The organism is Georhizobium sp. MAB10 (genome assembly GCF_045012825.1).
Lineage (GTDB): Bacteria > Pseudomonadota > Alphaproteobacteria > Rhizobiales > Rhizobiaceae > Georhizobium > Georhizobium profundi.
This window is the reverse complement of the sequence record NZ_CP118314.1, coordinates 1,580,937-1,606,636: the sequence shown is the minus strand read 5'-3', so window position 1 is coordinate 1,606,636 and position 25,700 is coordinate 1,580,937. Positions and strand designations below refer to the sequence as shown.

At 62.3% G+C, this 25,700-nt stretch carries 24 protein-coding genes and 1 riboswitch; of the genes, 8 read left to right on the top strand and 16 right to left on the bottom strand.

What is annotated here, in order from left to right; translation table 11 throughout:
- Positions 1–78 precede the first annotated feature (78 nt).
- The 5 genes from PU133_RS07345 to PU133_RS07325 all read right to left on the bottom strand — a co-directional run bounded on the left by PU133_RS07345 (position 79) and on the right by PU133_RS07325 (position 4,584).
- Positions 79–822, bottom strand: coding sequence for an energy-coupling factor transporter transmembrane component T family protein (locus PU133_RS07345; protein WP_404864109.1), 744 nt, complete (start codon positions 820–822; stop codon positions 79–81).
- Positions 816–2,474: an ABC transporter ATP-binding protein gene (locus PU133_RS07340; protein ID WP_404864108.1), complete on the bottom strand. Its 1,659-nt coding sequence runs from the start codon at positions 2,472–2,474 to the stop codon at positions 816–818. Before PU133_RS07340 ends, PU133_RS07345 begins: the two co-directional genes overlap by 7 nt.
- Entirely contained in the window at positions 2,467–3,048 is a 582-nt protein-coding gene (locus tag PU133_RS07335) for an ECF transporter S component (protein WP_404864107.1), read from the bottom strand. The genes PU133_RS07340 and PU133_RS07335 overlap by 8 nt, the downstream gene beginning before the upstream one ends.
- Positions 3,049–3,101: 53 nt before the next feature.
- Complete coding sequence (locus PU133_RS07330; RefSeq protein WP_404864106.1) at positions 3,102–3,713, bottom strand: YkoF family thiamine/hydroxymethylpyrimidine-binding protein; 612 nt, start codon at positions 3,711–3,713, stop codon at positions 3,102–3,104.
- Positions 3,706–3,820: riboswitch (TPP riboswitch) on the bottom strand. Its footprint overlaps the gene before it by 8 nt.
- 68 nt (positions 3,821–3,888) lie before the next feature.
- Positions 3,889–4,584, bottom strand: a complete 696-nt coding sequence (locus PU133_RS07325) for a winged helix-turn-helix transcriptional regulator (protein WP_404864105.1) — start codon at positions 4,582–4,584, stop codon at positions 3,889–3,891.
- Between the two features lie 156 nt (positions 4,585–4,740).
- Here PU133_RS07325 and PU133_RS07320 point away from each other — a divergent pair, with 156 nt between their 5' ends.
- Positions 4,741–5,907, top strand: coding sequence for an acyl-CoA dehydrogenase family protein (locus PU133_RS07320; protein WP_404864104.1), 1,167 nt, complete (start codon positions 4,741–4,743; stop codon positions 5,905–5,907).
- Between the two features lie 50 nt (positions 5,908–5,957).
- Here the strand turns inward: PU133_RS07320 and PU133_RS07315 are convergent, their stop codons facing one another.
- Together PU133_RS07315 and PU133_RS07310 are read right to left on the bottom strand one after the other, a co-directional pair.
- On the bottom strand, positions 5,958–6,869 hold the full coding sequence (locus PU133_RS07315; protein ID WP_404864103.1) for a cation diffusion facilitator family transporter: 912 nt from the start codon (positions 6,867–6,869) through the stop codon (positions 5,958–5,960).
- A gap of 12 nt (positions 6,870–6,881) precedes the next feature.
- A complete protein-coding gene (locus PU133_RS07310; RefSeq protein WP_404864102.1) occupies positions 6,882–9,068 on the bottom strand; it encodes an anthranilate synthase in 2,187 nt (728 codons plus the stop codon).
- A gap of 325 nt (positions 9,069–9,393) precedes the next feature.
- On the opposite strand from PU133_RS07310, the gene PU133_RS07305 reads away from it, so the two are divergent.
- Entirely contained in the window at positions 9,394–10,344 is a 951-nt protein-coding gene (locus PU133_RS07305) for an extensin family protein (protein WP_404864101.1), read from the top strand.
- A gap of 4 nt (positions 10,345–10,348) precedes the next feature.
- Here PU133_RS07305 and PU133_RS07300 read toward each other — a convergent pair whose 3' ends face one another.
- The 3 genes from PU133_RS07300 to putA form a co-directional block, all read right to left on the bottom strand.
- Positions 10,349–11,023 carry a spermidine synthase gene (locus PU133_RS07300; protein WP_404864100.1) on the bottom strand — a complete coding sequence of 225 codons (675 nt, stop codon included), beginning with the start codon at positions 11,021–11,023 and terminating at the stop codon, positions 10,349–10,351.
- 4 nt (positions 11,024–11,027) lie between these two features.
- Positions 11,028–12,707, bottom strand: a complete 1,680-nt coding sequence (locus PU133_RS07295; protein ID WP_404864099.1) for a formate--tetrahydrofolate ligase — start codon at positions 12,705–12,707, stop codon at positions 11,028–11,030.
- A gap of 128 nt (positions 12,708–12,835) precedes the next feature.
- A complete protein-coding gene (putA, locus tag PU133_RS07290) occupies positions 12,836–15,955 on the bottom strand; it encodes a bifunctional proline dehydrogenase/L-glutamate gamma-semialdehyde dehydrogenase PutA (RefSeq protein ID WP_404864098.1) in 3,120 nt (1,039 codons plus the stop codon).
- Positions 15,956–16,068: 113 nt separating this feature from the next.
- Here putA and PU133_RS07285 point away from each other — a divergent pair, with 113 nt between their 5' ends.
- The gene (locus PU133_RS07285; RefSeq protein WP_126009093.1) at positions 16,069–16,530 is read left to right on the top strand and encodes an Lrp/AsnC ligand binding domain-containing protein; all 462 of its coding nucleotides are present in this window, start codon (positions 16,069–16,071) and stop codon (positions 16,528–16,530) included.
- Here the strand turns inward: PU133_RS07285 and PU133_RS07280 are convergent.
- Positions 16,502–16,999 (bottom strand): hypothetical protein, encoded by a 498-nt coding sequence (locus tag PU133_RS07280; protein WP_404864097.1) that lies wholly within the window; start codon positions 16,997–16,999, stop codon positions 16,502–16,504. The genes PU133_RS07285 and PU133_RS07280 overlap by 29 nt on opposite strands.
- Before the next feature lie 57 nt (positions 17,000–17,056).
- On the opposite strand from PU133_RS07280, the gene PU133_RS07275 reads away from it, so the two are divergent.
- Positions 17,057–17,371 (top strand): hypothetical protein, encoded by a 315-nt coding sequence (locus tag PU133_RS07275; RefSeq protein WP_404864096.1) that lies wholly within the window; start codon positions 17,057–17,059, stop codon positions 17,369–17,371.
- 8 nt (positions 17,372–17,379) lie between these two features.
- On the opposite strand, the gene PU133_RS07270 is transcribed toward PU133_RS07275, so the two are convergent.
- Together PU133_RS07270 and PU133_RS07265 are read right to left on the bottom strand one after the other, a co-directional pair.
- Positions 17,380–17,766, bottom strand: coding sequence for a c-type cytochrome (locus tag PU133_RS07270; protein ID WP_404864095.1), 387 nt, complete (start codon positions 17,764–17,766; stop codon positions 17,380–17,382).
- Between the two features lie 82 nt (positions 17,767–17,848).
- Positions 17,849–18,451, bottom strand: coding sequence for a thymidine kinase (locus PU133_RS07265; protein WP_126009087.1), 603 nt, complete (start codon positions 18,449–18,451; stop codon positions 17,849–17,851).
- 131 nt (positions 18,452–18,582) lie between these two features.
- Here PU133_RS07265 and PU133_RS07260 point away from each other — a divergent pair, with 131 nt between their 5' ends.
- Both PU133_RS07260 and PU133_RS07255 read left to right on the top strand, forming a co-directional pair.
- On the top strand, positions 18,583–19,359 hold the full coding sequence (locus PU133_RS07260) for a HugZ family protein (protein WP_404864094.1): 777 nt from the start codon (positions 18,583–18,585) through the stop codon (positions 19,357–19,359).
- A gap of 171 nt (positions 19,360–19,530) precedes the next feature.
- Entirely contained in the window at positions 19,531–19,818 is a 288-nt protein-coding gene (locus PU133_RS07255; RefSeq protein WP_404864468.1) for an ArsR/SmtB family transcription factor, read from the top strand.
- A gap of 24 nt (positions 19,819–19,842) precedes the next feature.
- On the opposite strand, the gene rirA is transcribed toward PU133_RS07255, so the two are convergent.
- Positions 19,843–20,304 (bottom strand): iron-responsive transcriptional regulator RirA, encoded by a 462-nt coding sequence (gene rirA, locus PU133_RS07250; protein WP_126009085.1) that lies wholly within the window; start codon positions 20,302–20,304, stop codon positions 19,843–19,845.
- Positions 20,305–20,443: 139 nt separating this feature from the next.
- Positions 20,444–22,072 (bottom strand): alpha-D-glucose phosphate-specific phosphoglucomutase, encoded by a 1,629-nt coding sequence (locus PU133_RS07245; RefSeq protein ID WP_404864093.1) that lies wholly within the window; start codon positions 22,070–22,072, stop codon positions 20,444–20,446.
- Positions 22,073–22,213: 141 nt separating this feature from the next.
- On the opposite strand from PU133_RS07245, the gene PU133_RS07240 reads away from it, so the two are divergent.
- Together PU133_RS07240 and PU133_RS07235 are read left to right on the top strand one after the other, a co-directional pair.
- The gene (locus PU133_RS07240; RefSeq protein WP_404864092.1) at positions 22,214–22,921 is read left to right on the top strand and encodes an SDR family oxidoreductase; all 708 of its coding nucleotides are present in this window, start codon (positions 22,214–22,216) and stop codon (positions 22,919–22,921) included.
- A gap of 134 nt (positions 22,922–23,055) precedes the next feature.
- A complete protein-coding gene (locus tag PU133_RS07235) occupies positions 23,056–25,158 on the top strand; it encodes a putative bifunctional diguanylate cyclase/phosphodiesterase (protein ID WP_404864091.1) in 2,103 nt (700 codons plus the stop codon).
- 149 nt (positions 25,159–25,307) lie between these two features.
- Here the strand turns inward: PU133_RS07235 and PU133_RS07230 are convergent, their stop codons facing one another.
- Positions 25,308–25,655: a hypothetical protein gene (locus PU133_RS07230; RefSeq protein WP_404864090.1), complete on the bottom strand. Its 348-nt coding sequence runs from the start codon at positions 25,653–25,655 to the stop codon at positions 25,308–25,310.
- Positions 25,656–25,700: the final 45 nt, after the last annotated feature.

Here is a 25,700-nt window from a genome sequence, read left to right as displayed (position 1 = left end):
CCGACAGGCGATCCGAATTTTCGATCGATCGGGCTGCTTTACACCAGTTTCATGCCGATTTTGAAGACAGTCCGTGCCTCATAGAGGCGCCCGCGACGTAAGCCAGTAGATCGACAAGAGCCAGGTCGGTGCCAAGAAGCAGAAGATCGCGTCTCGTCTGGATGAAACCGGTGCACCGATGACACTACGCCGGGACGAGGCGCCAAGACCCCGGCTCTCCATCGCGAGTGCCGTGTCACCCGCCCGCCTGATGGCGTAGGCGATGAGCGGGACGACGAGCGATCCGACTTCAATCGGACCCGGGATGCGCCGTGGTGGAGCGCCGCGCCGCATGGCGCGGGCAAGCCGCATCTGCTGCAGTTCGGAAGCGAGATCCGGTACCAGCTGCAGCGCGGCGAAGAGCGCATAGCCAATACGCGGCGACAGGCGCCAATTGACCATCAGCGCTTTGACGAAGCTGCCCGGGTCGGTGGTCAACACGAAAACCGCCGACACCATTCCGCAGGCAATAGCGCGCAGGAAAAGCACGATGCCTGCCTGCAGCCGCCCGTCGCCGTAAGGCGTTTCCTGCGCCATCTGCACCGCGAACTCGCTCTCTTGCCGGAAGAGCACGCTGGTGGTGATGAAGCCCGCGCCGAAGAGCGCGAAGGGCACCATCAAGGCGAGCACGAACACTGGCGAAAGGCGCTCGAGGAGGACGAGGACAGTCACGCATGTCAGGATCATCGCAATCTGGAACGACGCGTCGAACACCGCGATGGAGCCAGCAAGCCAGACCAGCGCGACGATAAGCTTCGGCAGCGGATGAACCGTCTTCAGCATGCGGGCACCGGCTCCTTTTCCAGCCAGTCGAGCGCTTGAAGAAGGTGCGGTGGCGCAAGCCCTGCCCTTTTCATCAGCGCACGATCCCGCATGAGCTCGCCGGCAGGGCCGTCGGCGAGAATGCGCCCTTCGCCGACGACGATCCAGCGTGGGGCCGTCGCAAGTGCAAAATCCATGTCGTGCGTGACGATCGCCACCGCGCGCTCACCGTCGCGGAGCCGGTCGACTTCATCCATGAGCGCCTCGGTACCCGCCGCATCGAGCCCGCCGGTCGGCTCATCCAAGACAATCAGTGGGAACCGGTCGCCGGCCATCAACAGGGCTAGCGAGAGCCGCCGCTTCTGCCCTTCCGAAAGCTGCATCGGATGGCGATCGAGAAGCGTGACCAGTCGCCAACGCTCGGCAAGTGCCGCCACATCGGCTGCCTCCGCCCGTGCGCCGGCGGCTTCAAGTGCGGCGGCAAGCTCTTCGCCGACCGAACCGGCGATGAACTGGCTGTCGGGATTTTGAAACGAGATGCCGCCCATCGCCCCGTCCCGGCGCCCAGCCTTGAGACGGAGGAGCCCCGCCAGGCTGGCAGCAAGGGTCGATTTGCCTGCTCCGTTGGCGCCGAGGATCGCGACCACCTCGCCCGCTGCAATCGACAGCGTCACCTTCTGAAGGACCGGCTTGGCGAAGAGCGGCGCGCAAGACGCGTTTTGCAGCTGGGAAACGGTTGCGCTGATTGATCCGGCTTGCGCGATCCGCGGCGCAATGAAGTCGACAAGCGTTGCGCGTGCTCGATCAATCAGTGGAAGCGGCAGCCGATCCATGGCCTGAAGCGCTTCAGCCAAGGTCAGAGGCTGCTGGTCAGCCTCATGAACGAGCGCCATCAGCCGGTCTGCGAGGCGGCTGCCGATCGGCCGCCAGATGCCCAGACGATCGAGCGTTTGCCCGTGATCCCGGAACACTTTTCGCGGGCAGCCAGTGACGACAATGCGGCCATCGTCTCCGAGCACGGCGACACGGTCGATCAGCGGGATGAGATCGTCGAGCCGGTGATCGACGACGAGTGCGGCGCCGTCAGGTGGCACGTCGCGCAAGAGCCGTTCCAGCCGGCGTGCAGCCTCGGGCGCAAGATGTGCCGTCGGCTCGTCGGCAACGAGGATGGGCGCGCCTTGCGCCATGATGGCAGCAATCGCGACAAGCTGTTTTTCGCCGCCTGACAAGTGGCTTGACCGTCTGTCGAGCCAGTCCTGCGGCAGGCCGATCGAGCGCATCGCCGCTTCCGCGCGCATAGCGATCTCGTCGGCAGGCAGGCCCTGATTTTCAAGCGTGAAGGCGACCTCGTCGGCAACCGTCATGCCGCACAGCGTTTGCTCCGCCTTCTGGAAAAGCCGCGCGACGGAACTGCTCCAGCCCGCTGGCGTGCGCGCCGCAACATCTTCGCCGAGAAGCCTGACCTCACCGGTTCGTTCCGCCGCGATCGCGTGCGGGATGAGGCCGGTCAGCGCATTGAGCAGCGAAGACTTGCCGGATCCGGAGGCGCCAAGCAGAAGCCAGCGCTCGCCCGGACGGATGACGAGATCGACCGGCCCGACCGCCGCCTTGTCCGACGCGGCATAGGTGACCGAGACCCCGTCGATGAGAACCGCGTCAGGCTGTTCAGCCATGGACGACCCGCCGGTCGCGATCGATGCCGAGACCGGAAAGCACGCCCGTGCGATAGAGCGCCTGCGTCACCCAATGGCCAAGAAGCCCGCCGAGCAGCGCGCCACTCAGGCATCTGAGAGCGAACATGGCGATCAACAGGCCGGGTGCGAGCGCGCCATAGTCGAAGCGGATCCACGTGTAGATGAAGGAAGCGACTGCCGCGCCCACGCCTGCCGCCATGAGCACGGGCAAGCGGTAGTTCTTCCATCGCGTGGCCGCGAAGACGGCTTCCGCACCGGCTCCCTGGACCAGGCCGGTGACGATCAGCAGCAGGCCCGCCGGACTTCCGAGCAGAACCTGGACGACCGCCGCGAGCACTTCGGACAGGAGCGCCGCACCCGGCTTGCGGATGATTGCAGCAGCGATAATCGAGACGATGAACCAGAATCCCATGACGACATCCATCGTCACCGGCCCGAAGATCGCCTGCGTGATGAGCCAGACCTGAACCCAGGCCAGATAGAGGACGCCAAACACGGCTCCGAGAAAGGCGACGATCAGGATTTCGCGCAGGGTCCAGCTGTTGCTGTGCATGACAGGCCTCTTGAAGAAAATATGAAACGGGAGAATGGGTTAGCGCCGCGCCCTCAGGCGCGCTTGCTCGGACTGTTGGCCGAAACGGTAATGTCGAGCGCCACATGGCCGCGCGCATCGCCGAAACGCAGGAAGGCTTCCGAGAGCGTTGCGAACACCGCGCCGGCATCGCCCCCGAGCTTCGTGCAGAAGTTCTTGGAGCGATCGAACACCCCCGACGATTTCAGGAAATCGATGCACCCATAGATCTCGTCCATGTGGTGCCCTTCGCCGAGCGGATAGAGCGAAAACTGGGCCGCGACATGCTGACCGGTGACGGGCGCATCGGACACATGCGCACAGGCTGTCTCAATCCGCTCTGCCAGCGGAAACGCGTTGCCGGCGCCCGAGATCGGCGTGCAGATCGGATCGTCCGGCTCACCGGGGCAGCCGCGCGAGACGGTTGCCGAAAACACGCAGTGGACGCCGGATTGCGCCGCACGCACGAAGACGTCGCGCATGGCGGGAAACAAATCCTCCGGTGGACCGACGATCAGCGTCGACACATCATCGGCTTCGATGCGAAACCGGTCCCGATAGGGATCGAGTGCCTGCACGGCATCGAGGATGATCCGGACGAAATCGTCGGACATCGGATAAAGGGAAATCTGTGCACCGGAAAACATGTCGTCGCCTCGCTCCGCTGGCATTAACCAGATCAGCTTGAGGGTCCGGAGGCTTCACGCGCCTCGCATCTCAGCCCCGGCAATACGGAGCACCCCTGTCGAATGGCCGGACGCTATCGCGCCCATTCGACAGACGCAAGTCGTTCGTTGATTTTCCTACTGATTTGTCGAGCGCCTAGCTGGCCTGCCGGGCGTGGGGCGCGAACGGGCTGAGGCCGAGCCATTGCTGCATGGCCTTGGCGATGACGGGATCGCCATCGACGACAAGCCTCCCCGCGTCGATTTCGCTGCGGATAGGGGCGAGCCCCATCCAGACGGCGGTCATGCTGCGCAACTCCCCCGTGACAAGCAGGTCGAGATCGAAACCCGGGTCGAAATTGCAGAGATCCACATGGCCGCGGTCGACGACCAGCCACCAGCTTTGCCGGTTGGTGGGCAGTTCGGGATACAGAAATTGTATCATGCACCGTCGCGGCGGAAGCGGCTGCGGATTGAGATGCCGTCGCATGTCCCACATCAGAAGCGACGGATCGAGATTCTTGAGAGAAAGTCGCGATTCCACCCAGCGCTGACCCCAGATGCCGAGCCCCATGACGAGTGGCTCGAGATCGCGCCCAGCTCGGGTGAGGTGATATTCCGACGCCGTGCCATCGTTGCGCCGGATGGCTTCGATGACGCCTGCTTGCTCCAGTTCCTTCAACCGCTTTGACAGGAGCGCCGGCGACATGCGCGGTACCCCGCGGCGAAGATCGTTGAAGCGCGTCGTGCCGCAAATAAGCTCGCGCACGATCAGCACCGTCCAGCGCGAACAGAGGATCTCGGCCGCCATCGCAACCGGACAGAATTGTCCGTAACCGGCATGTTCCGTCATGGGCTGGCCCTCGCCTGCCGCCCCACTGCCCGAACCGGATAATACCGCGTTCTCGCAGCGCGCGATACGAAAAGCGCAGTACAGTTCCTGAACTGGAAATCCCGAGCAAGCAGACGGATCATCAAGCCGCGATCAATCAGTCGAGGGAGAATGATCATGGCACTGGCTGTTCAGGACACGAATGCGACCCGCATGCGGCGCACGGGAGCGGATCCGGTAGACATCGCAAAATCACTGATGCCAGAATTGAGGAAACGCGCCGAAAGCACTGACGAACAAGATGCATTCGTTGCGGAAAATTTCGCTCTTCTGAAGGGCGCCGGACTTGTCGAGGCAGGCGTTCCTATCGAACTCGGTGGAGACGGCGCCAATGTCGAGCAGCTTGCAGAAATGCTGCGCACGCTTGCCCATGGCTGCAGTTCGACGGCGCTCGCGTTTTCAATGCACACACATCAGGTCGCCGTACCCGCCTGGCGATGGCGCCATCAGCAGGTTGCGGCGGTCGAGCCGCTTCTGCGTCGCGTCGCAAGCGAACGCATCATCCTGCTCTCAAGCGGTGGATCGGATTGGGTCGGCGGCTCCGGGACGGCTGAGCGGGTCGATGGCGGCTATCGCATTCGGGCCCGCAAGGTCTTCACGTCCGCGTCGCCCGCGGGCGAGATCCTCATGTCGGGAGCGCTTGTGGACGAGTGCGACGGAACATCCTCGGTCATCCATTTCGGTATTCCCATGAAAGCCGCGGAGGTCTCAATCGAGCCCACCTGGCGCGCGCTCGGCATGCGGGGCACGGGATCGCATGATGTCGTGATCGACGGGCTGTTCGTTGCCGATGCCGCCATTACGTTTAAGCGCCCTGCGGGTCGGTGGCACCCGGTGTTCCAGATCATCGCGACCGTCGCCTTTCCGCTGATCTACGCGGTCTATTTCGGTGTTGCAGAGCGGGCGCGCGATATCGCGATCGAGATCGCATCGCGCAAGCCGCAGACGGCGCACACGCTCGATCTGGCGGGACGCATGGTGACGAGCCTCAAGGCTGCCCAACTGGCGCACCGCTTCATGGTCGAAACCGCCCTGCGTGGCGATGCCTCCGCCGAGACGGTCAATGCGGTGATGATGGGACGCACGCTTGTGGCGGACAAAGCGATCGAGACGGTTGAACTGGCGCTGGAGCTTGCCGGCGGAACCGGCTTCTACCGAAAGGCCGGGCTGGAGCGATGCTTCCGCGACGTCCAGGGCGCCCGATTCCATCCGCTGCAACGCGGCCCCCAGGCAGCGTATGCGGGGGCAATGGCGATGGGACTTCCGGTCGACACGGTATTTTGAGAACAAGCTTCATGGCGGGTCGCATCGTCGCGACCCGCCATCCTTTGAATTTAGCTCTGCTGCGGCATGACGCGGACGCCGTGCGCCTTCACGCCCTCCGGTTCCACATGGATGGCGATGCGGGCGCCCGGTACCGCGGCACGGATCGCATCTTCGATTCGGTCGCAGATCACATGAGAGGCTGCCACCGTCATCTCGGCCGGTACGACCATGTGGAAATCGACAAAGGTCGCCGGCCCCGCCTGGCGGGTCTTCAGATCATGCACATTCACCGAGCCTGCGGCGTGGTCGGCGATCGCGGCACGGATGAGAGCATCGTCCTGCGCATCCACGGCGCGGTCCATCAACCCGCCGACAGACGCCGAGATGACCTTCCAGCCCTGGAAGAGGATGTTGATGGCGACGATGATGGCGAGCAGCGGATCGAGGATCGCAAAGCCCGTAACGAGCGCCGCGATGAGACCGATGAAGACGCCGACAGATGTCACGACGTCCGACACGATGTGGTGCCCATCGGCAACGAGCGCGGGCGATCGATAGGCGCGCCCCTCGCGGATGAGGATGTAGGCCCAGGTCGCGTTGATGGCGGCAGCGGCGAGGTTGATGGTCAGGCCGAGCCCTGCGGCCTCCGGCAATTGCGGTTCGAAGAGCGCCGGGATTGCCTGCTGCATGATGGCGATGGCCGCCACGACGATCAGGACGCCTTCGATGACCGCGGAGAAGTACTCAGCCTTGTGGTGCCCGAACGGATGGTCCGCGTCGGCCGGCTTGTGGGCGTAGGAAACGGCGTAGAACGCAATCAGCGCCGCGATGATGTTGACGATCGACTCCAGGCCGTCGGACAAAAGCGCGACGGAGCCCGTCACCCACCAGGCGACCAGCTTCATGCCCGTCACGACCAAGGCGATCGGGATCGACCAGAAGGCGAGTTGCCTCACCCGCACGCTGTTGCTTGGCACCACGCTCGTCGTCCTTCAGGCAGCCGCCACATCGGCCTTGCGCGCAAGCCGTGCCACCACGTTTTCGATGATGCGCATGCCGACATCTTGGCCGAGTGTCATGATCGATTCCGGGTGGAACTGCACGGCAGCGACCGGTTCCCGGGAATGTTCGATGCCCATGATCGTTCCGTCCTCGCTCTCCGCCGTGATGCGGAAATCCGAGGGCAGGCTCGCCGGATCGGCGAAGATCGAGTGGTAACGGCCGACGGTCACCTCAAACGGCAGACCGTCGAAGACCGCGCCGGGATCGATGATGCGGATGCGCGATGGCTTCCCGTGCATGGGCAGGGCAAGCTGGCGCAACTGGCCACCATAGGCTTCCGCCAGAGCCTGCAGCCCCAGGCAGACGCCGAAGATGGGCAGGCCCCTCGCCCGCGCGCGCTTGATCGTCGCCTTGCAGTCGAAATCCTTCGGGCTGCCGGGGCCAGGCGAAAGCACCACCAGATCCGGATCGATACGATCGAGCACTTCGTCGGCCACCGGCGAGCGTACTGTGGTGACCGTAGCACCGGTCTGGCGCAGATAGTTGGCCAGCGTGTGGACGAAGCTGTCCTCGTGGTCGACGAGCAGGATCGACACCCCGTCGCCGACCCGGTCGGTCTTTCGCGCGCCCGCCGTAACCGAAGCGCTGCCGGCGTCGCGAATGGCCGAAATCATCGCGGAGGCCTTGAGCTCGGTTTCGGCTGCCTCTTCCTCCGGATCGCTGTCATAGAGCAGCGTCGCGCCGGCACGCACTTCCGCCACGCCCGCCTTGATGCGGATGGTGCGAAGCGTCAGCCCGGTGTTCATGTCGCCATTGAAGTTCACCATGCCGATCGCGCCGCCATACCAGGCGCGCGGGCTCTTTTCGTTGGCTTCGATGAAGCGCATCGCCCAGAGCTTCGGTGCCCCCGTCACGGTCACGGCCCAAGCGTGTGAGAGGAAAGCGTCGAACGCGTCCATCCCGTCCCTGAGCCGTCCCTCGATATGGTCGACCGTGTGGATGAGCCGCGAGTACATCTCGATCTGACGACGACCGATAACCTTGACCGAACCGGGCTCGCAAACGCGGCTCTTGTCGTTCCGGTCGACGTCCGAACACATGGTGAGCTCGGACTCGTCTTTCTTGGAATTCAACAGCTTGAGGATTTGTTCTGAATCAGAAATTGCGTCTTCGCCGCGCTTGATCGTGCCCGAGATCGGGCAGGTCTCGACGCGCCGGCCATTGACCCGCACGAACATCTCCGGCGATGCGCCGATGAGATATTCCTGGTTTCCGAGATTGATGAAGAACGAATAGGGCGACGGGTTGATCGCCTTCAGCCGGCGCGAGATCGCCGAAGGCTTCGACTTGCACGGTTCGCGAAACATCTGTCCCGGCACGACTTCGAACAGGTCTCCGCGCTTGAAGCTCTCCTTCGCGCGGCGCACCAGATCGGCATATTCGCCCGGCTGGTGGTCGCACTTTTCCGGAACCGTGCCCGTGTCCTGGAACGGCTCGGCTTCGACAGACCCGTCCTTGCCTAAGGTCGTGGCACCATCCTTGGTGAAATCGTATCGATCGATCCAGGCTTTTGCCGAATAATGGTCGACGACCAGAATCTCGTCGGGCAGGAAAAGCACGAGATCGCGCTGGTCGTCCGGCCGCGGCAGGGACTGCTTCACCGGATCGAACTGAAAGGCCAGATCGTAGCCAAACGCGCCGTAGAGACCGATATTGCTGTCTTCGGACGACCGGAACAGATCGACAATGGCGCGCAGCACCGTGAAGACGGTGGGGACGCGGGAGCGCTCCTCCTCGGTGAAAAGGCGGCTCGGCTCATGCACCAGCAGCGAAAGCTTGCGTTCCGTCCGCTCGCCGAGCGTCATCTCCTGCTCGGAGGCGAGCCGCGCGGCAATCATCTGCAGCAGCACGGCGCCGCGATCGTTGTAGGCATCGAGCGTGACTGCACGACCGCGTGCCGTGATCGATAGCGGGGGATCGACGATCGCCGTATCCCAACGGGTATAACGGCCGGGATATTCGTAGTTTGACGAGAAGACGGCACCGCGCCGCTCATCGAGACGATCGATGTAGCTGTCGATCGCACCGCCATAGCCGACCTCCCGTCGCAGCCGGGAAACCTCCACGCCACCTTCCGTCAGGAAAGATTGCGCGCCGTCATCGTCAATCCGAGCCATCGTCGCTGCCCACCCTTTTCGTTTGAGCCCGGACACCCTGTCCGGCGGGCTCAAACGAAAAAGCCGCCGGGAGTGATCCTGGGCGGCTTCGGTCTATCAGTCACGCACGACTGGTCGCGGCCGCTTCAGCGTGCCCACCACCAATTCTTGTTTGCGCGTGCCATGTTCATGAATTCTCATTACCGGCGAAAGCGGCCTGCCGCAACTGGATTCGCGAACGCAGGCATCACTCTTCCGTCGACCATGGGAACCCGGACTCAAACGATGCGTTCAGGGACCGGGGAGCGCTCGGCGCAGATGCGCCGTGGGAGAGGATCAATCCTTCATGGACACTCGATTTGCCTGCAGCGTAGCCGCCGCAATTCTCGCGCTCGCGCTGATGACGCCTGCGACTGCTCAGGAAACCGAGCCCGATCCGACTTTGCCGCAAGCCAGCGACGCGCCCTTGCCAGAAGAGCGACCGGAGCTTCCCGGCGATGCCGAACCAAGCGATGATGCCGATCAGCCCGTCGACGGCGGGGAAGCGGAAGAGGAAGCCCCCGAAGACGTGCCGGTCCCGGATGAGCGTCCCGAGGAGGATGTCGACGAAGATTCCGATGACGCAGACGCTGACGCCGGTACCGATGCGGATGCGGATGCCGGCGAAGTCGAGGAAGAGGCCGTCGAAGAGGAGATCCCTGAGCCCCTCCCGCCCGAGCCTGAAGACGCAGCCGCGCTGCGTGCCTGCCGTGCCGAACTGCGCGGCCTCGGCGCGGAATTCACAATACTGGACACGATCGAACCCGAAGGTGCCGAACAGGCTGGATGCGGCGTTGACACGCCCTTCGCCGTCACACGCATCCTGCCCGGCATCGCGCTCGAACCGGAAACGCAGATGCGCTGCGCAACCGCGCTGGCACTGGCGAAATGGGTGCGTGCAGAAGTGCTGCCTGCCGCCCGCGCGCTCGAGCTTGGCCAGCTGACGACGCTCAACCACGGCTCGACCTATGTCTGCCGTCCGCGCAACAATGTCGAGGAGGCCGATATATCGGAGCATGCGCTTGGCAACGCCATCGATATCATGAGCTTCACGTTCGAGAGCGGAGAGGCGATCACCGTTTCACCCAAGGAGGGTGACGGCGACGCCAGCGAAGCTTTCCAAAAAGCGGTCGGCTCAGGCGCTTGCCTGCACTTCACGACGGTGCTTGGTCCGGGCTCGGACGCCTATCACGACGACCATCTGCATCTCGACATCGCCGAACGCTCGAGCGATTACCGGCTTTGCCAGACGCCGTGACGGTCTAGTCCGTGCGCGTCGCGAGCCAGATGAGGTGCCGCGCTCCGCGTGAGCGTCTGGCCCGCACCTTCACTTCTTCCACGGCAAATCCTGAGGATTTGAGCCTGCGGGTGAACCCTGCATCCGGCGCTGACGACCAGACGGCCAGAACGCCGTTCTTCGTCAGAGCACGTCGCGCTCTTTCCAAACCGGCGAAACTGTAGAGCCCCTCATTGGCATCGCGCGTCAGGCCGTCGGGGCCGTTGTCGACGTCGAGTAGAATCGCATCATAGCAGCCAGGCTCGGCTGCGATGACTGCACCGACATCGCGTTCGATGATCGTCACGCGCCGGTCGCCGAGGCTTTCGCCATAGATCGGCTGAAGCGGTCCGCGCGCCCAAGCCACCACGCCCGGCACGAGTTCGGCGACGACGATCTCGCTTTCGGTTTTCAAGGCTTTCAGCGCGGCCCGCAGCGTGAAGCCCATGCCGAGTCCGCCGATCAGGATGCGCGGCCTGGGGCGGTCCGCAACCAGGGCGCAGGACCGCTCCGCAAGCACTTCTTCCGAGCCGCTCAAGCGGCTGTTCATCAACTCGGTTGCGCCGGTCATGATCGAAAATTCATGGCCGCGCTGCATCAGCTTCAGCGGCGTTCCATCGCCCGGCACGATTGCCGTATCGAGATGCACCCAGGGGATCATCGGATCAGAACAGACCTTCGATCTGGCCGCGGTCGTCGAGATGGATCGTCTCCGCCGCCGGCGTTCGCGGCAGGCCGGGCATCGTCATGATCTGGCCGGTGATCGCAACGACGAAACCGGCGCCGGCCGACAGGCGGACCTCGCGGATCGCGACCGTGTGATCTTGCGGAGCGCCAAGCGCGCTCGGGTCGGTGGAAAACGAGTACTGGGTCTTGGCCATGCAGACCGGAAGATTGCCGTATCCGGCCGCTTCCCACTGCGAAAGCTGATCGAGCACGGCCGGCTCGGCGACGGCTTCCGCGCCGCGGTAGATGCGCTTGACGATGGTCTCCATCTTGGAAAAGAGCGACATCTCGTTCGGATAGAGCGGTGCGAACTGGGCATGGCCGGTCTCTGCAAGCTCCACGACCTTTTCGGCCAAGTCGACGATGCCGGCGGAGCCTTTCTCCCAGTGACGGCAGACGATCGCTTCCTCGCCGAAGCCCGCGACATAGTCCCGAACCGCATCGATCTCGCGGTCGGTGTCGCCTGAGAAATGATTGATGGCGACAATGGCCGGCACGCCGAACTGCTTCACGTTCTCGATGTGGCGGCCGAGATTGGCGCAGCCTGCCTTCACCGCATCGACGTTCTCGTGGCCGAGATCGGCCTTGGCCACGCCGCCATTCATCTTCAGGGCCCGGATCGTCGCGACGATGACGGCGGCCGCGGGCTTCAAGCCGGCCTTTCGGCACTTGATGTTGAAGAATTTCTCCGCGCCGAGGTCAGCGCCGAACCCCGCTTCGGTCACGACGTAGTCGGCAAGCTTCAATGCCGTGCGCGTTGCCACCACCGAGTTGCAGCCATGAGCGATATTGGCGAACGGCCCTCCATGGACGAAGGCCGGATTGTTCTCGAGCGTCTGCACGAGGTTGGGCTGCATCGCATCCTTGAGCAGGACCGTCATCGCGCCATCGGCCTTCAGGTCGCGCGCGAAGACGGGCGTCTTGTCGTGCCGGTAGGCGACGATAATGTCGCCCAGGCGCCGCTCCAGATCTTCGAGGTCGGATGCGAGGCAGAGGATCGCCATGATTTCCGACGCGACAGTGATGTCGAACCCGGTCTGGCGCGGAAAGCCGTTCGACGCGCCGCCGAGACCGCACACCATGTCGCGCAGCGCCCGGTCGTTCATGTCGAGCGCGCGGCGCCACACGACCCGGCGGCTGTCGATGCCAAGCGCGTTGCCCCAATAGAGATGGTTGTCGATCATCGCCGACAGCAAATTGTGAGCGGCCGTAATGGCATGGAAGTCGCCGGTGAAGTGCAGGTTGATGTCATCCATCGGCACGACCTGCGCATAGCCGCCGCCGGCTGCACCGCCCTTCATCCCGAAGCATGGACCGAGCGAGGGTTCGCGCACGCAGATGATCGCGCGCTTGCCGATCCGGTTCAGCCCATCGCCGAGACCGACCGTCGTCGTTGTCTTGCCTTCGCCGGCGGGCGTGGGGTTGACGGCCGTGACGAGGATCAGCTTGCCATCGGGTCGGCCGCTCAGGCTGCCGATGAAGTCCGCCGAGACCTTCGCCTTGTCATGGCCGTAGGGAACAAGCTGGTCTGCGGGAATTCCGAGGGCGGCGCCAATCTCCATGATCGGCTTTTTCGCTGCAGCGCGTGCAATCTCGATGTCAGATTGGACACTCGTCATGAATTTCCCCTCGCTTGCACGGCTGCCGTTCACCGCAGCTTGACGCGCCCACGGTGCTACGCGGATACGCCATCGCGCAAGATGGCGCATCACTTATTCAGCGGCCAGGCATGGAACCGAGCAGCGGCTCAGCCGTCCCCCATGGCGATCAGGCTTGCATTGCCGCCGGCGGCAGCGGTGTTGATCGACACCACCTGCTCTTGCGCAAAGCGGGTCAGATAGTGTGGTCCACCGGCCTTGAAACCGGTGCCGGACAGCCCGGAGCCGCCGAAAGGCTGGGTGCCGACCACGGCCCCGATCATGTTGCGATTGACGTAGACATTGCCGACATCGAGGCGATCGATGATGCGCGAGACTGTGGCATCGACGCGGGAATGGATGCCGAGCGTCAGCCCGTAGCCGGATGCCGCTATGCTTTCTACGACCTGATCCAGATCCTTCGCCCGATAGCGGACCACGTGCAGGACGGGTCCGAAGATTTCGCGATCCAGCCGGTCCGCACGGTCGAGTTCGACGATATGCGGTGCGAAGAACGTTCCGGTTTCGGGTGTGTTGCCCGTCGCACGAACGGCGTGGCTTTTCCGCATGGACGTGATGTGGGTCTCCAACATCTCCTTCTGCGCGTCGTCGATCACCGGACCGATGTCGGTCGAAGGGTTCATCGGATCGCCGATCTTCAGGGCGCTTGCCGCACCCTCGATCATGGCCAGCATGCGGTCGGCGACATCAGTCTGGAGAAAGAGCAACCGCAGCGCCGAACACCGCTGGCCGGCCGAACGGAATGCCGACATGACCACATCGTCCGCCACCTGCTCGGGAAGCGCCGTGGCATCGACGATCATCGCATTCAGACCACCTGTTTCGGCAATCAGCGGAACGATCGGTCCGTCCTTCCCGGCGAGCGTGCGGTTGATCGCCCGCGCCGTGTCCGTCGATCCGGTGAAAGCGACACCCGCGATTGACGGATGCGCCGTCAACGTTGCGCCGACATCCCCGGCCCCGGGCAGGAAGATGAGCACGTCCCTCGGAACACCGGCTTCGTGGAGAAGCTGCACCGCGCGATAAGCAATCAGCGGCGTCTGCTCGGCAGGCTTGGCGATGACCGCATTGCCGGCGGCAAGCGCTGCCGTCACCTGGCCAAGGAAGATCGCCAGCGGGAAATTCCATGGGGTGATCGCGGCAAAGACCCCACGCCCGCGCCAGCCGTAATGATTGTCCTCGCCCGTCGGCCCGGGCATCCGCTCTTTCGTGGTGAAAAGCTGCCGGGACTGCGCGGCATAGTAACGGCAGAAATCGACCGCCTCACGGATCTCAGCCAGCCCGTCGTCGAGGGTCTTGCCCGCCTCGAGCGCCAGAAGCGCCATCAGTGCATCGCGGTGTTTTTCCAGAAGGTCTGCTGCGCGCTCCAGCGTCGCGGCCCGATCTTGGACCGAGGTGCGCGACCAGCGGACGAAGCCGGCACGCGCCGCCGTCATCGCCTTGTCGACGTCTGCAGCCGTCGCGAAAACCACAGAGCCGACCTCGCGACCGGGGTTGGCAGGAGCAAGAACGCGCTGAGGCTTGCCAGATGCGTTGACACCCAGGATGAGCGGCTCGGCGTTCACAGTTGCGGTTGCGCGCTCCAGCCCGGCAACCAATTGGTCCAAATCGGCGCGATAGCCGAATTCGAGGCCCGCGCTGTTGCGACGGTTCCCGTAGAGCTTGGCTGGCAGCGGGATCTTCTCGTGACGGGCCGAATGTCCCTTGTCGAGGGCCAGATGCGTTTGCGGCCTGACGAGAAGCTTGGCGACCGGGATCTTTGCATCGCCCGCCACGGCAACGAAAGACGAGTTCGCCCCGTTCTCCAGAAGACGGCGCACGAGATAGGCAAGCAGGTCCCGATAGCCGCCGACCGGCGCATAGATGCGGCAGGGCACGCGCTCGTTGCTCTTGGCGAGATCGGCATAGACCGCCTCTCCCATGCCGTGCAGGCGCTGAAACTCGAAGCCCGAGCGGTCGCTACCGGCCATTTCAAGGATCGTCGCGATCGTCAGGGCATTGTGAGTCGCGAACTGCGGGTAGAGATGGGCCCGCCGGTCGAGCATCTTGCGGGCACAGGCGAGATAGGAAACATCCGTCGCCGGCTTTCGCGTGAAGACCGGATAGTCGGGAAGTCCCCGCTCCTGCGCCCGCTTGATCTCGGTGTCCCAATAGGCGCCCTTGACGAGCCGGACCATCATGCGCCGGTTAAGCTTTCGGCACAGCATCTCGATATGTTCGATCACCATCGGCGCCCGCTTCTGGTAGGCTTGGATCGCCAGACCGAACCCGTCCCAATCAGCCAGCGACGGATCGGCGAAGACCGCATCGATCACGTCGAGCGAGAGCTCCAGTCGGTCCGCTTCTTCCGCATCGATCGTAAAGTTGAGGTCATGTGCTTTCGCGCGCTGGGCAAGCCGCAGCACGTCCGGCACCAACTCCTTGAGCACCTGATTCCGATGAGTCGCCAGATAGCGCGGATGAAGCGCGGACAGCTTGACGGAAATGCCCATGCGTTCCGGCAGGCGTCGCTCCTTGCCGCTCTTGGCCTGCGCCTTGCCGATCGCCTCGATCGCCTCGGCATAGGAGCGCCAATAGCGCGCCGCATCGTCAGCTGTGCGTGCGCCCTCCCCGAGCATGTCGAAGGAATGCCGATAGCCCTTCGCCTCGTTGCGCGCCGCACGCGACAGCGCATCCTCGATCGTCTCGCCGAGCACGAAATGATGGCCGAGGAACCGCATCGCCTGCCGCGTGGCGGTTCTGACCGTCGGCATGCCGAGCCGCCGAACGAGGCCCTGCATCACGCCTTCGGGCGTGTCGCCGGGCTTCAGGACACGCGCAGACAGACCGAGCGCCCAGGCGGAGGCCGAAACAAACCAGGTCTCGCCATGCGCCTCGTGCTCGCTCCAGCCGCCCTCGCGCAGCTTGTCTTCGATGAGCTTGTCCTGTGTCGCCGCATCCGGCACCCGCAACAGCGCTTCCGCCAGCACCATCATCGCGAGACCTTCGCGCGTGGAGAGCCCGTATTCGCGCAGGAAATCCTCGACCCCGCCCATCGAGCCCGCTTCCGATCGGATCGCGTTGATCAGCCGGGTCGCCCGCTGATCGATCGCGCGGTCCTGCGCCTGATCCATGCCGATCAGGCCCAGATGGCCGCGGATGATCGTGTCGTCGTCGCCCCCGTAGGGTGCATCAAATCGCAAGGTGGAGAGGCGCGGCGCAGCAGTCATCAGGGATCTCCGAAAATCTGCCGCGATCCTAGCAAAGCTGGAACCGTATTATCCGCTATATTTGGTCGGCGGATTGGTGGATTTCTCCACCATTTGGCGCTATTTCTGTCCACATGAAGGATCTTGATCGAATCGACCGTAAGATATTGCGGTCACTCCAGCTGGACGGCCGGCTGACCAACACGGAACTCGCGGACCGGATCGCGCTGTCGCCGACGGCGACGGCCGAGCGAGTCAAACGGCTGACACGCGAAGGCTATATCGAAGGATATGGCGCGCGTCTCTCCCCAGCAAAGCTTGGACGTACGCTGCTGGTTTTCGTCGAGGTGAAGCTCGATCGGACGACGCCCGACGTGTTCGACGCCTTCGCCAAGGCGGTCAAGACGAGCGACGATGTCATGGAATGCCACATGGTGGCCGGCGGCTTCGACTACCTTGTCAAGGCGCGCGTCGCCGGTATGGACGCGTACCGCACCTTCCTCTCCGATGTGATCCTGTCCCTGCCAGGCGTCAGGGAAACGCACACCTACGCCGTCATGGAAGAGGTCAAGACGACCGGGCATCTTCCTGTCTAAGCCCAGTGGCCGGCGGCGCCATCAGCGCCGAAAGAAGCTCGCCTGCCTTCTGCCGACGGCTCTCGATGTCGCTCGCCGACAACAGCTGCTGGTGGTGTAGTTCCAGGACCTCGCCGAGATACCCGCTCGGCTCCTCGATGGCTGCGCAACCGGATGCGGCATGGATAAGAACGCCACGCTCCAATTCCAGGCGCGCCAGTGCAGCCATGGCATCGACGATCCGCAGATCGTGCAAAAGAACGCCGATCGCAGCCTCGGCGTTGCCAATGGCGTCAGACACGGCATCCACCCGAGGGTCAGCGCTGCCTCCGACGCCCGCAGCTGCCCGCATGGCCGCAACGGATCGCACCGCAGCTTCCGATTGCGCTTCGGTCAGTGTCACCCTATGCGCGACGGCATCGCGATGCTCATCGAGAAGATCGATCAACCGAGACAAGCCATGGAGATCGGCTGCGAGCTTTTCGCCCATCCCCGCGTTACTCGCTTGCGATGACCATGATAATCGCAGGGTATTTCGTCTCGGCGGATGATCGGCTCCGTTGCCAGCTTCACTCACGGCACTGCCGAGGCGCTGCAACAGCGTGGAGGCATGATGGTGCATGGCTGCAACCGCCGCATTCAGCGCACGGACGCGGTCTTCAAGAGCTGGCTGCTCCCCGGCGCTTTCCAGATTGCGGGACACCGCTGCGACGATGCCATCCGCGTCATGAACGACGTGCAAATTAAGCGATCGAAGCGTCAGAAGCGCTTCGATCGATTGATCATTCGGAGAAGGAGCGGGCATCGGCAATCATCTCGCCTTCTAGACGCGTCGATGACCGATACCGAAAAAAGCGGCTGACCGAAATACTATTCGGCAGCGGCAGGATCGGAGAGATAGGCGATCAGATTGGCAAGCGCAGCCTCATCCTTCACACCGGCAAATGCCATGCGCGTGCCCGGAACCACACCGCGCGGATCGGCGAGGTAGGTTGCAAGCGTCGCTTCGTCCCACACCTTGGCGCCATCTTCGGAGTAGGCGCGCATTGCATCGGAGTAGTTGAAGCCTTCGATCGAAGCGACGGGACGACCGACGATACCGACAAGATGCGGGCCAACCCGGTTCTGTTCCTGGTCGACGACGTGGCAGGCCTGACACTGACGGAAAGTGGCCTTACCGGCGGCAGCATCCTGAGCGGAAGCGACCGAAGTCAGTGCGAGTACGGAAAAACCTGTGGCAAGCAAATAACGAACCATATCTCTCTCCCATCACGACTGTCGTGAGACATAAGAGACATAACGTCGCGGCTGAGAACGGCAAGTCCCCCGAGCTAAAGAACTATCCCCGGTCGGGCCGTCGCCCGGTCTTCTCCATCCAGTGTTCCCTGCAGTAGGGCACGTATTTGTCGTTGCCGCCGACATCGATCTGGGCGCCCTCGCTCAGCGCCTTGCCCTCTGCATCGACCCGGACCACCATCGTGGCCTTCTTTCCGCAAAAGCAGATTGTCCGGATTTCTCTTAAACTGTCGGCGATGGCGAGGAGTGCCTTGGAGCCAGGGAAGAGCTCGCCACGGAAATCGGTTCTCAACCCGTAGGTCATCACCGGCACGTTGAGCCGGTCGACGACGCGTGCGAGTTGCCACACCTGAGCCTCGCTGAGAAACTGGGCCTCGTCGACGAAGACGCAGGCCAGCCGGCCGTCGCTCTCCTGTTCGATCTCCCGCTCCACGACGCCATAGAGGTCATCGGCCTCCGTGAAGGTCAGCGCGTCCGATCCGAGACCGATTCTGGAAGCAATGCGCCCATGGCCAGCCCGGTCGTCGAGGGCTGCGGTCAACAGCAGCGTCCGCATCCCCCGTTCCTCGTAATTGTAGGACGCCTGGAGCAGCAAGGTCGACTTGCCGGCATTCATGGAAGCATAATGAAAATAGAGTTTGGCCAAGACGAACGCCCACTGGTTCGGTTCGATACGCACTCTATCTGACTGTTGCCGGCCGGTGTTACCAGTGCTGACCCGGCAGACCCGCGGACCATCAACAGCTAGAAGACGTTCAGAGGAGTTCAGAAAAACGCATGTCCGAGGAGACGCGCAAGCCGGAAGCAGCCAAGACGATCCGCGAAACGGATGAATTCGCTCTGACTGAAGCGGACCGTTTGATCCGCGGCTCACGGCACGCGGCGCTCTCGGTTCTCGAACCAATAACGGGCCACCCCATTGTCAGCCGAACGCTTGTGGCAACGGATAGTGTCGGCAGACCGATCATCCTCGTCTCGGCCTTGTCGAGCCACACCAAGGCGCTTCTTGCCGATGCGCGGGCCGGTATTCTTTTCGGCGAGCCTGGCAAGGGCGATCCGCTGGCGCACCCTCGCATCTCCCTGAAATGCCGCTCCGAGCACATCACGCGCGACTCAGCCGAACGTCCAGCCTTGAGGCGTCGTTTTCTGGCACGTCATCCAAAATCTGAGCTCTACATCGACTTCCCCGATTTCAGCTTCTTCCGATTGCTCCCCTTATCCGCCAGCCTCAATGGCGGTTTCGGCAAGGCTTACGAGCTGACAGGGGACGATCTCGATATCGCTTCGCCCGCCGCGTCGGCATTGGCCGAAATGGAGGAAGGCGCCATCGCCCATATGAATTCCGACCATACCGACGCCATCGACCTCTACGCCGCACATCTTGCTGGCGAAAAAGAACGCGGCTGGCGCATCTGTGGCATCGATCCCGCAGGCTTCGAGATCCAGCGTGGCGATCAATTGCGACGCATCCGCTTCCCGAAGTCCCTTGGTGATGCGGGAGATCTTCGCAAGGTTCTTGCCGAGCTCGCAAAAAGTGCAAGAGCAAACGATTAAATTCGAATGCCTTTAACCTATGCTGGAACTAGGCCCATCAAAGTCCGTTATTGGGGCATGATGAGCACGAAAACCCACAAGAACACGTCAAACGGCCCCTCATCGTCCTTGAAATCCGATGCCGAGGCGCTGAAGTTGAAATCCGACGAGGCAGCAGACCTGCTTTCGGCGATGTCCAATGCAAAACGCCTTCTGATTCTCTGCAATCTCATCGAAGGTGAAATGCCCGTTGGACAGCTGGCCGAGATGGTGGGTCTAAGCCAATCGGCGCTGTCGCAGCATCTGGCCAAATTGCGCGCCCGCAAGCTGGTCAGCACCAGGCGAGACGCCCAGACGATCTATTATTCGATCGCCTCGGAGAGCGTCTATCGGGTGCTGGAAACGATCGGAGATATCTTCCTGTCCAGCCGGCCAGCGCGCCTGGCCCAGGTGACAGTCAAACCAGCGACGGTCGGCTGATACTCAGCCGGCCAACCTTTAAACTCACTGAACGGCGACTGCCTCGCCCTGCATCATGTTAAGCAGCATCCGCATTTGCGGCCGGTTCTGCACCAGATCGGCAATGGTGTAGTCCTGCAGAACGGCGAAAAAGGCGTTCAGCGCCTTGTAAAGTGCCGAATTCAGCGCGCAGGATTCAACGAGCGGGCATTCAGCCGCGTCGTTTTCGAAACATTCCGCCATCGCGAAGTTATCTTCGGTAACCCGCACGACGTCATAGAGCGTGATGTCCGATGCAAGACGCGCGAGACGCACGCCACCCTTGCGCCCGCGTACGGTTTCCATCAGCCCGGCTTCGACCAGCGGCTGCAGAATCTTGAACAGGAACAGTTCAGATACGCCGTACGCCTTGGCGATTTCCGAAACACGGCTCAAGCTGCCTTCGTCTGCCGATGCACAATACATCAGCATGCGAACGGCGTAGTTGGTCTGTTTGGTCAGGCGCATCGGGTGTCAGATCCGTCCAAGTGAATCGGCAATGGAACATTAGAATAATTCCAGAGTATGGCTTTTCCTAGCATGCCGGAGGTGGGCCGGTCCAGCGTCTGGAACACCCCACCGTTCAGTCATGCAGGTCTTTTGCCCGTCAGGTGATCACATCTGCGGATACACGACCCGTCCGGGCCGAAATCTCGGCAATTTCGTCCGCCGCCGTTACGAGGTCAGCCAGAGCATCATTGGTCTGCATGGAGAGATTGCCGTCGTTCGGCTCATAGCGCTCCAGATATACGCGGAGAGTGGCGCCGGTCGTGCCGGTGCCTGAAAGCCGATAAACGATCCGCGCACCGTCATCGAAGAAGACGCGAATGCCCTGCTTGGCGCTCGACGATCCATCAACCTGATCATGATAGGCAAAATCGTCCGCCGCTCTTATCGTCCGGTTACCGAATGGTCGCCCGACGAGTGACGGCAGCCTTTCGCGAAGTGCTGCGACCATGTCATCAGCCGTCGCGGTGTCCAGCGCCTCGTAATCGTGGCGGGCATAGTAGTTGCGGCCGAAGGTTGCCCAGTGATCGCGCGCGATCTCGGCCACCGACTGGCGCCGTACGGCAAGCACGTTCAGCCAGAGCAGAACGGCCCAAAGCCCGTCCTTCTCACGCACATGATCCGATCCAGTTCCGGCACTCTCCTCGCCGCAGATCGTCACCTTGCCGGCATCCAGCAGATTGCCGAAGAATTTCCAGCCTGTCGGCGTCTCGAAGCATGGCAGGCCACGCGCTTCGGCTACGCGGTCTGCTGCCTGGCTCGTCGGCATCGACCGTGCAATGCCGGCAATGCCCTTGGCATAGCCGGGTGCGAGATGCGCATTCGCGGCAAGCATGGCAAGCGAATCTGATGGCGTGACGTACATGCCCTTGCCGATGATCAGGTTGCGGTCTCCGTCGCCATCGGACGCGGCGCCAAAATCGGGCCCGTCCTCGGCCATCATCGCGGCATAGAGCTCCTTGGCATGCACGAGATTGGGGTCTGGATGATGCCCGCCGAAATCGGGCAGCGGCTTGGTGTTCATCATCGCTGCCGGATCGGCGCCGAGCCGCTTCACGAAGATCTCTTCCGCATAAGGGCCGGTGACGGCGCTCATCGCGTCGAACTGCATGCGGAAGCCTGACGCGAAAAGATCGCGAATGGCCGCAAAATCGAACAGCGTCTCCATCAGATCGGCGTAGTCGGCGACTGGGTCGATGATTTCGACCACACCACCGGCGACGTCGACCTTGCCGATGCGCGAGAGGTCGACCTGCGGGATGTCCATCGTCTTGTAGCGATCGATCACCAGGCTGCGCTCGTAAATCGCGCCGGTCACCGTCTCTGAGGCCGGTCCGCCATTGGCACCATTGTACTTGATGCCGAAGTCTTCATTCGGGCCGCCCGGATTGTGGCTGGCCGACAGGATGATGCCACCGAAGGCCTTGTATTTGCGGATGACATTGGATGCCGCAGGCGTAGACAGGATGCCGTTTTGCCCGATCAGGATGCGGCCAAACCCGTTGGCGAGCGCCATCCGGATCGCAGTCTGAATGACATCCTCATTATAGAACCGGCCGTCTCCGCCAACGACCAGGGTCTTGCCCTCATAGCCTTCCTGCGCATCGAAGATGGATTGCAGGAAGTTCTCCACATAGCCACGCTTCTGGAATTCCGGGACCTTCTTGCGAAGCCCCGACGTACCGGGCTTCTGATCACGGAAAGGCGTGGTCTCAACAGTTTCGATCATGTCGGGGAAACTCGCTTGATGAATGTGGTCGGTCCGCGACGCGAGCATAGTCGAGCCGCTGCCATGCGCCAATTCGATGATTAGGACGCATTCTGCGCGAGGGGAATGGACATCCCGTGGCCGCGTTCCATTTCATGCCTCATGATCCTCACATCTTTTGAAACAGGCGGTCGCGCCATCGTGATCGGCACCGGCGGCATCGGCACGGCGCTCGCTCACGCACTCGAAGCAAGTTCCGCATTTGCCGACGTCATGCTCATCGGACGGCGCACCGATCCGGCATTGGTACTGGAGGACGAGGAGAGCATCGCTGGGTCTGCAAAGGCCGTTGCGCAGGGTGATCGGGCTATCCGCCTCGTCATCGATGCCACAGGCTTTCTCCACGATGACAAGCACAGGCCGGAAAAGGCTTTGCGCGAGTTGACACCCCAGCACATGGCGAAGGCATTCGCGCTCAATGCCATCGGCCCTGCCCTCATCATGAAGCATTATCTGCCGCTGCTGCCGCGACAGGGAAAAGCCGTCTTCGCGACGCTGTCCGCCCGGGTCGGCAGCATCGGCGACAATGCGCTCGGCGGTTGGTATTCTTATCGCGCATCGAAAGCTGCGCTGAACCAGTTCACGCGGACCGCGGCGATCGAGCTGAGGCGCACCAGGCCTCATGCCATATGCTGCGCATTGCATCCCGGCACGGTCGCGACCGACCTGTCTGCACCGTTCTCCAAGCAGGGCCTGTTCATCCAACAGCCCCATGAGGCCGCCGAAAAACTTCTGACGGTCATCGATCGTCTACAGTATGAAGACAATGCAGGCTTCTTCGATCACAACGGATTACCGATCACCTGGTAGTCGAAACGATCAATTAATCACATCTTACTGTTTCAGCAGTCCTGATCTCACATGCTGCGAGAACATCGACACAATTTGTAATTTGGTGGGAATTTAGGGGTTATGCGGATCGTGTACACAAGAGGCACCGTCGCATGGTCAAAGTTCTATCCTGCCTGGTTATCGATCACGATTTTCGGTTCGTGCTTTTGGCGGCTCTCATCTGCCTGGCAGGGTGCCTGATCTCCATCCGATTGTTCTCTCGGGTCCGCCGCTCGGAAGGAGGCCGGCGCTATGCCTGGCTGTTCCTTGCGAGCTTCCTCGCCGGAGCGACCATCTGGACGACCCATTTCACCGCGATGATGGGTTTCGACCCCGGTGTAGCTCACGGTTACGAACCGCAGTCGACCTTCCTGTCGCTGCTGATCGGCATCGCCGCGACCTTTAGTGGCTTCTTCATCACCGCGCTCGGACGTGAGACCTACCTCGCTGAGGCCGGCGGGGCGATCCTGGGTCTCGGCGTCGGCGCCATGCATTATTCCGGCGTAAAAGCCTACGAACTTCAGGGTTCAATCATATGGGACGATAACCTCGTCATCGCGTCGCTGGTGATCGGAGCACTTTTCGGCGCGCTTGCCATGAACCGCGCTGTGCGTCCTGTCACCCGATTCTGCCGTTATGGCAGCGTCGCAGCGTTGATCCTCGCGATCTGCGGTACTCACTTTACCGCCATGGGCGCGATGACGGTCATCCCCGATGCCGGCGCGTTCCGCCCAGAAATGCTGATCCCTCAATCGATCCTGGCGTTTGGCGTCGTCTCTATCATGGTGCTGGTGCTCGCGACGGGCGCCGCCATTCACTTCATCGACGTGCAAACGCAGAACGAAGCTGTCGATCGTTATCGCCACCTTGCTCTCCATGACCCGCTGACGAGCCTGCCGAACCGCGCCTACCTCAACTCCAAGCTCGAAAGTCTGACAGACGACAGGGCTGTTGACGCGGCTCGCACCGCTTTCTTCGCCTTCGACCTCGACCGCTTCAAGCTCGTCAACGACGTGCACGGCCATGCCGCTGGTGACGTGCTCCTGCGAGAACTGGCAGCCCGCATCCAGCGCATGATGAAGCCCGGTGAGTTCCTGGCCCGAGTAGGCGGCGACGAATTCGTGGCGGTCAAGTCGGGCATCTACACAAAGGCCGAAGCGAGCCAGTTCGCCGATGCGATCGTCGCTGCGGTCTGCGAGCCCTTCCCCTATGACGAGCACCTGCTCTCGATCGGGGCGAGCATCGGCATCAGCATCTTCCCGATCGATGGCCAGAAGCCGGAAGAATTGCTGACCAAGGCCGACCTGGCCATGTATCGCGCCAAGTCGATCGATGGGCCATCCGTGTGCTTCTACGACAAGTCCATGGACGAGGGCCAACGCTCGCGGCGCGCGCTTGCCGTCAGTCTTCGACAGGCTGTGGCGAAGGGAGAGCTTGAGCTCTACTATCAGCCACAAAACGATGCCGCGACGCGCCAGCTTGTCGGGTTTGAGGCCCTGCTGCGGTGGAACCACCCGGAACGGGGCATGGTGTCACCGGGCGAGTTCATCCCGATCGCCGAGGAATCGGGTCTGATCTGCGAAATCGGCGAATGGGTGCTGCGCGAGGCCTGCCGTGAGGCATCGACCTGGGCTCAGCCCTACCGCATCGCCGTCAATGTCGCGCCGCTGCAATTGGCGCAGACCAACCTGCCCACAATTGTCCACGAGGCCCTTTTGAACTCCGGCTTGGCCGCTTCGCGACTGGAGCTCGAGATAACCGAAACGGGCATTATCGAGGATCAGACGCGCGCGCTTCACGTCATCCGACAGCTGAAGAGCCTTGGCGTGCGGATCGCCATGGATGACTACGGCACAGGCTACTCGTCCCTCGCTACGCTCAAGAACTTCCCGTTCGACAAGATCAAGATCGATCGGTCCTTCGTCGATGGCGTCAATACGGATCGACAAGCCGCGGCCATCGTGCGCGCGACGATCATTCTCGGATCCAGCCTCGACATTCCGGTACTTGCCGAGGGCGTGGAATCGGAGGAACACCTCGCCTTCCTCAACGCCGAAGGCTGCCACGAGGTCCAGGGCTTCTATTTCGGACGCCCCCTCGCCAAGAAGGCGCTCGACGTCATGCTGGCGGAGAATGCTCCCAAGGCGGAGCAGTTGGTGGCCGATCTGCCGGAAGCGATCATCCCCGCCAAGCCTCTTCGGCAGAAGGTCGCCTGAGGCATCTCGAACTCAGGACAATAAAAAACCGGCTCTGGGGGGAGAGCCGGTTTTTATGGTTGCCTTGAGGTTCGGGGCGGGCATCAAGGCAATGTAAGCGTCGGACAGGGCGTTTCGGGGGGTGGGAAAAGAACCCGTCGTTGTGAACGCTACGACCCAATAACATTCGACCCGATTTTCGGTTCCGCGCTCGATCGATTTTTTTTGCAGATAATTTCGAGCTTGGCGATTTCGCCTTCGATCGTGTCGATGGTCCGGCGTGTCTCGGGGGTTTCCGGGTCCGCAGCGACGATGCTTGTCAGCGCACAGTGCCACTCCCGCAGCAATGCCAGCCTGTATTCCGGCTCGATCGCGTCTGCCGAACCGATCCCTATACTTCCTTCAATACCCGCCCGTTCCACAACTGCAACCTCCCCAGCAACACCATCCACCGGTTGTATATTGCAGTGTGAGCCATGCGGCAAAGCAAAGCGGAGCAAGTTTCCTGCGTTGGTCACAGCGAGATGCCGTGAACGTTAAGAAAGTCGAAAAACAATCTTTTG

What these genes read in the sequence shown, in the direction of transcription:
- PU133_RS07280 (WP_404864097.1), bottom strand. Translation starts at nt 16,999, where the DNA reads ATGGGCGAAAAGCTCGCAGCCGATCTCCATGGCTTGTCTCGGTTGATC.
- PU133_RS07255 (WP_404864468.1), top strand. Translation starts at nt 19,531, where the DNA reads ATGTCCAATGCAAAACGCCTTCTGATTCTCTGCAATCTCATCGAAGGT.
- PU133_RS07295 (WP_404864099.1), bottom strand. Translation starts at nt 12,707, where the DNA reads ATGACGAGTGTCCAATCTGACATCGAGATTGCACGCGCTGCAGCGAAA.
- PU133_RS07320 (WP_404864104.1), top strand. Translation starts at nt 4,741, where the DNA reads ATGGCACTGGCTGTTCAGGACACGAATGCGACCCGCATGCGGCGCACG.
- PU133_RS07330 (WP_404864106.1), bottom strand. Translation starts at nt 3,713, where the DNA reads ATGTTTTCCGGTGCACAGATTTCCCTTTATCCGATGTCCGACGATTTC.
- PU133_RS07310 (WP_404864102.1), bottom strand. Translation starts at nt 9,068, where the DNA reads ATGGCTCGGATTGACGATGACGGCGCGCAATCTTTCCTGACGGAAGGT.
- PU133_RS07270 (WP_404864095.1), bottom strand. Translation starts at nt 17,766, where the DNA reads ATGGTTCGTTATTTGCTTGCCACAGGTTTTTCCGTACTCGCACTGACT.
- PU133_RS07260 (WP_404864094.1), top strand. Translation starts at nt 18,583, where the DNA reads ATGTCCGAGGAGACGCGCAAGCCGGAAGCAGCCAAGACGATCCGCGAA.
- PU133_RS07240 (WP_404864092.1), top strand. Translation starts at nt 22,214, where the DNA reads ATGATCCTCACATCTTTTGAAACAGGCGGTCGCGCCATCGTGATCGGC.
- PU133_RS07325 (WP_404864105.1), bottom strand. Translation starts at nt 4,584, where the DNA reads ATGACGGAACATGCCGGTTACGGACAATTCTGTCCGGTTGCGATGGCG.
- PU133_RS07235 (WP_404864091.1), top strand. Translation starts at nt 23,056, where the DNA reads ATGGTCAAAGTTCTATCCTGCCTGGTTATCGATCACGATTTTCGGTTC.
- rirA (WP_126009085.1), bottom strand. Translation starts at nt 20,304, where the DNA reads ATGCGCCTGACCAAACAGACCAACTACGCCGTTCGCATGCTGATGTAT.
- PU133_RS07245 (WP_404864093.1), bottom strand. Translation starts at nt 22,072, where the DNA reads ATGATCGAAACTGTTGAGACCACGCCTTTCCGTGATCAGAAGCCCGGT.
- PU133_RS07285 (WP_126009093.1), top strand. Translation starts at nt 16,069, where the DNA reads ATGAAGGATCTTGATCGAATCGACCGTAAGATATTGCGGTCACTCCAG.
- PU133_RS07340 (WP_404864108.1), bottom strand. Translation starts at nt 2,474, where the DNA reads ATGGCTGAACAGCCTGACGCGGTTCTCATCGACGGGGTCTCGGTCACC.
- PU133_RS07345 (WP_404864109.1), bottom strand. Translation starts at nt 822, where the DNA reads ATGCTGAAGACGGTTCATCCGCTGCCGAAGCTTATCGTCGCGCTGGTC.
- PU133_RS07300 (WP_404864100.1), bottom strand. Translation starts at nt 11,023, where the DNA reads ATGATCCCCTGGGTGCATCTCGATACGGCAATCGTGCCGGGCGATGGA.
- putA (WP_404864098.1), bottom strand. Translation starts at nt 15,955, where the DNA reads ATGACTGCTGCGCCGCGCCTCTCCACCTTGCGATTTGATGCACCCTAC.
- PU133_RS07275 (WP_404864096.1), top strand. Translation starts at nt 17,057, where the DNA reads ATGATCGGCTCCGTTGCCAGCTTCACTCACGGCACTGCCGAGGCGCTG.
- PU133_RS07305 (WP_404864101.1), top strand. Translation starts at nt 9,394, where the DNA reads ATGGACACTCGATTTGCCTGCAGCGTAGCCGCCGCAATTCTCGCGCTC.
- PU133_RS07335 (WP_404864107.1), bottom strand. Translation starts at nt 3,048, where the DNA reads ATGCACAGCAACAGCTGGACCCTGCGCGAAATCCTGATCGTCGCCTTT.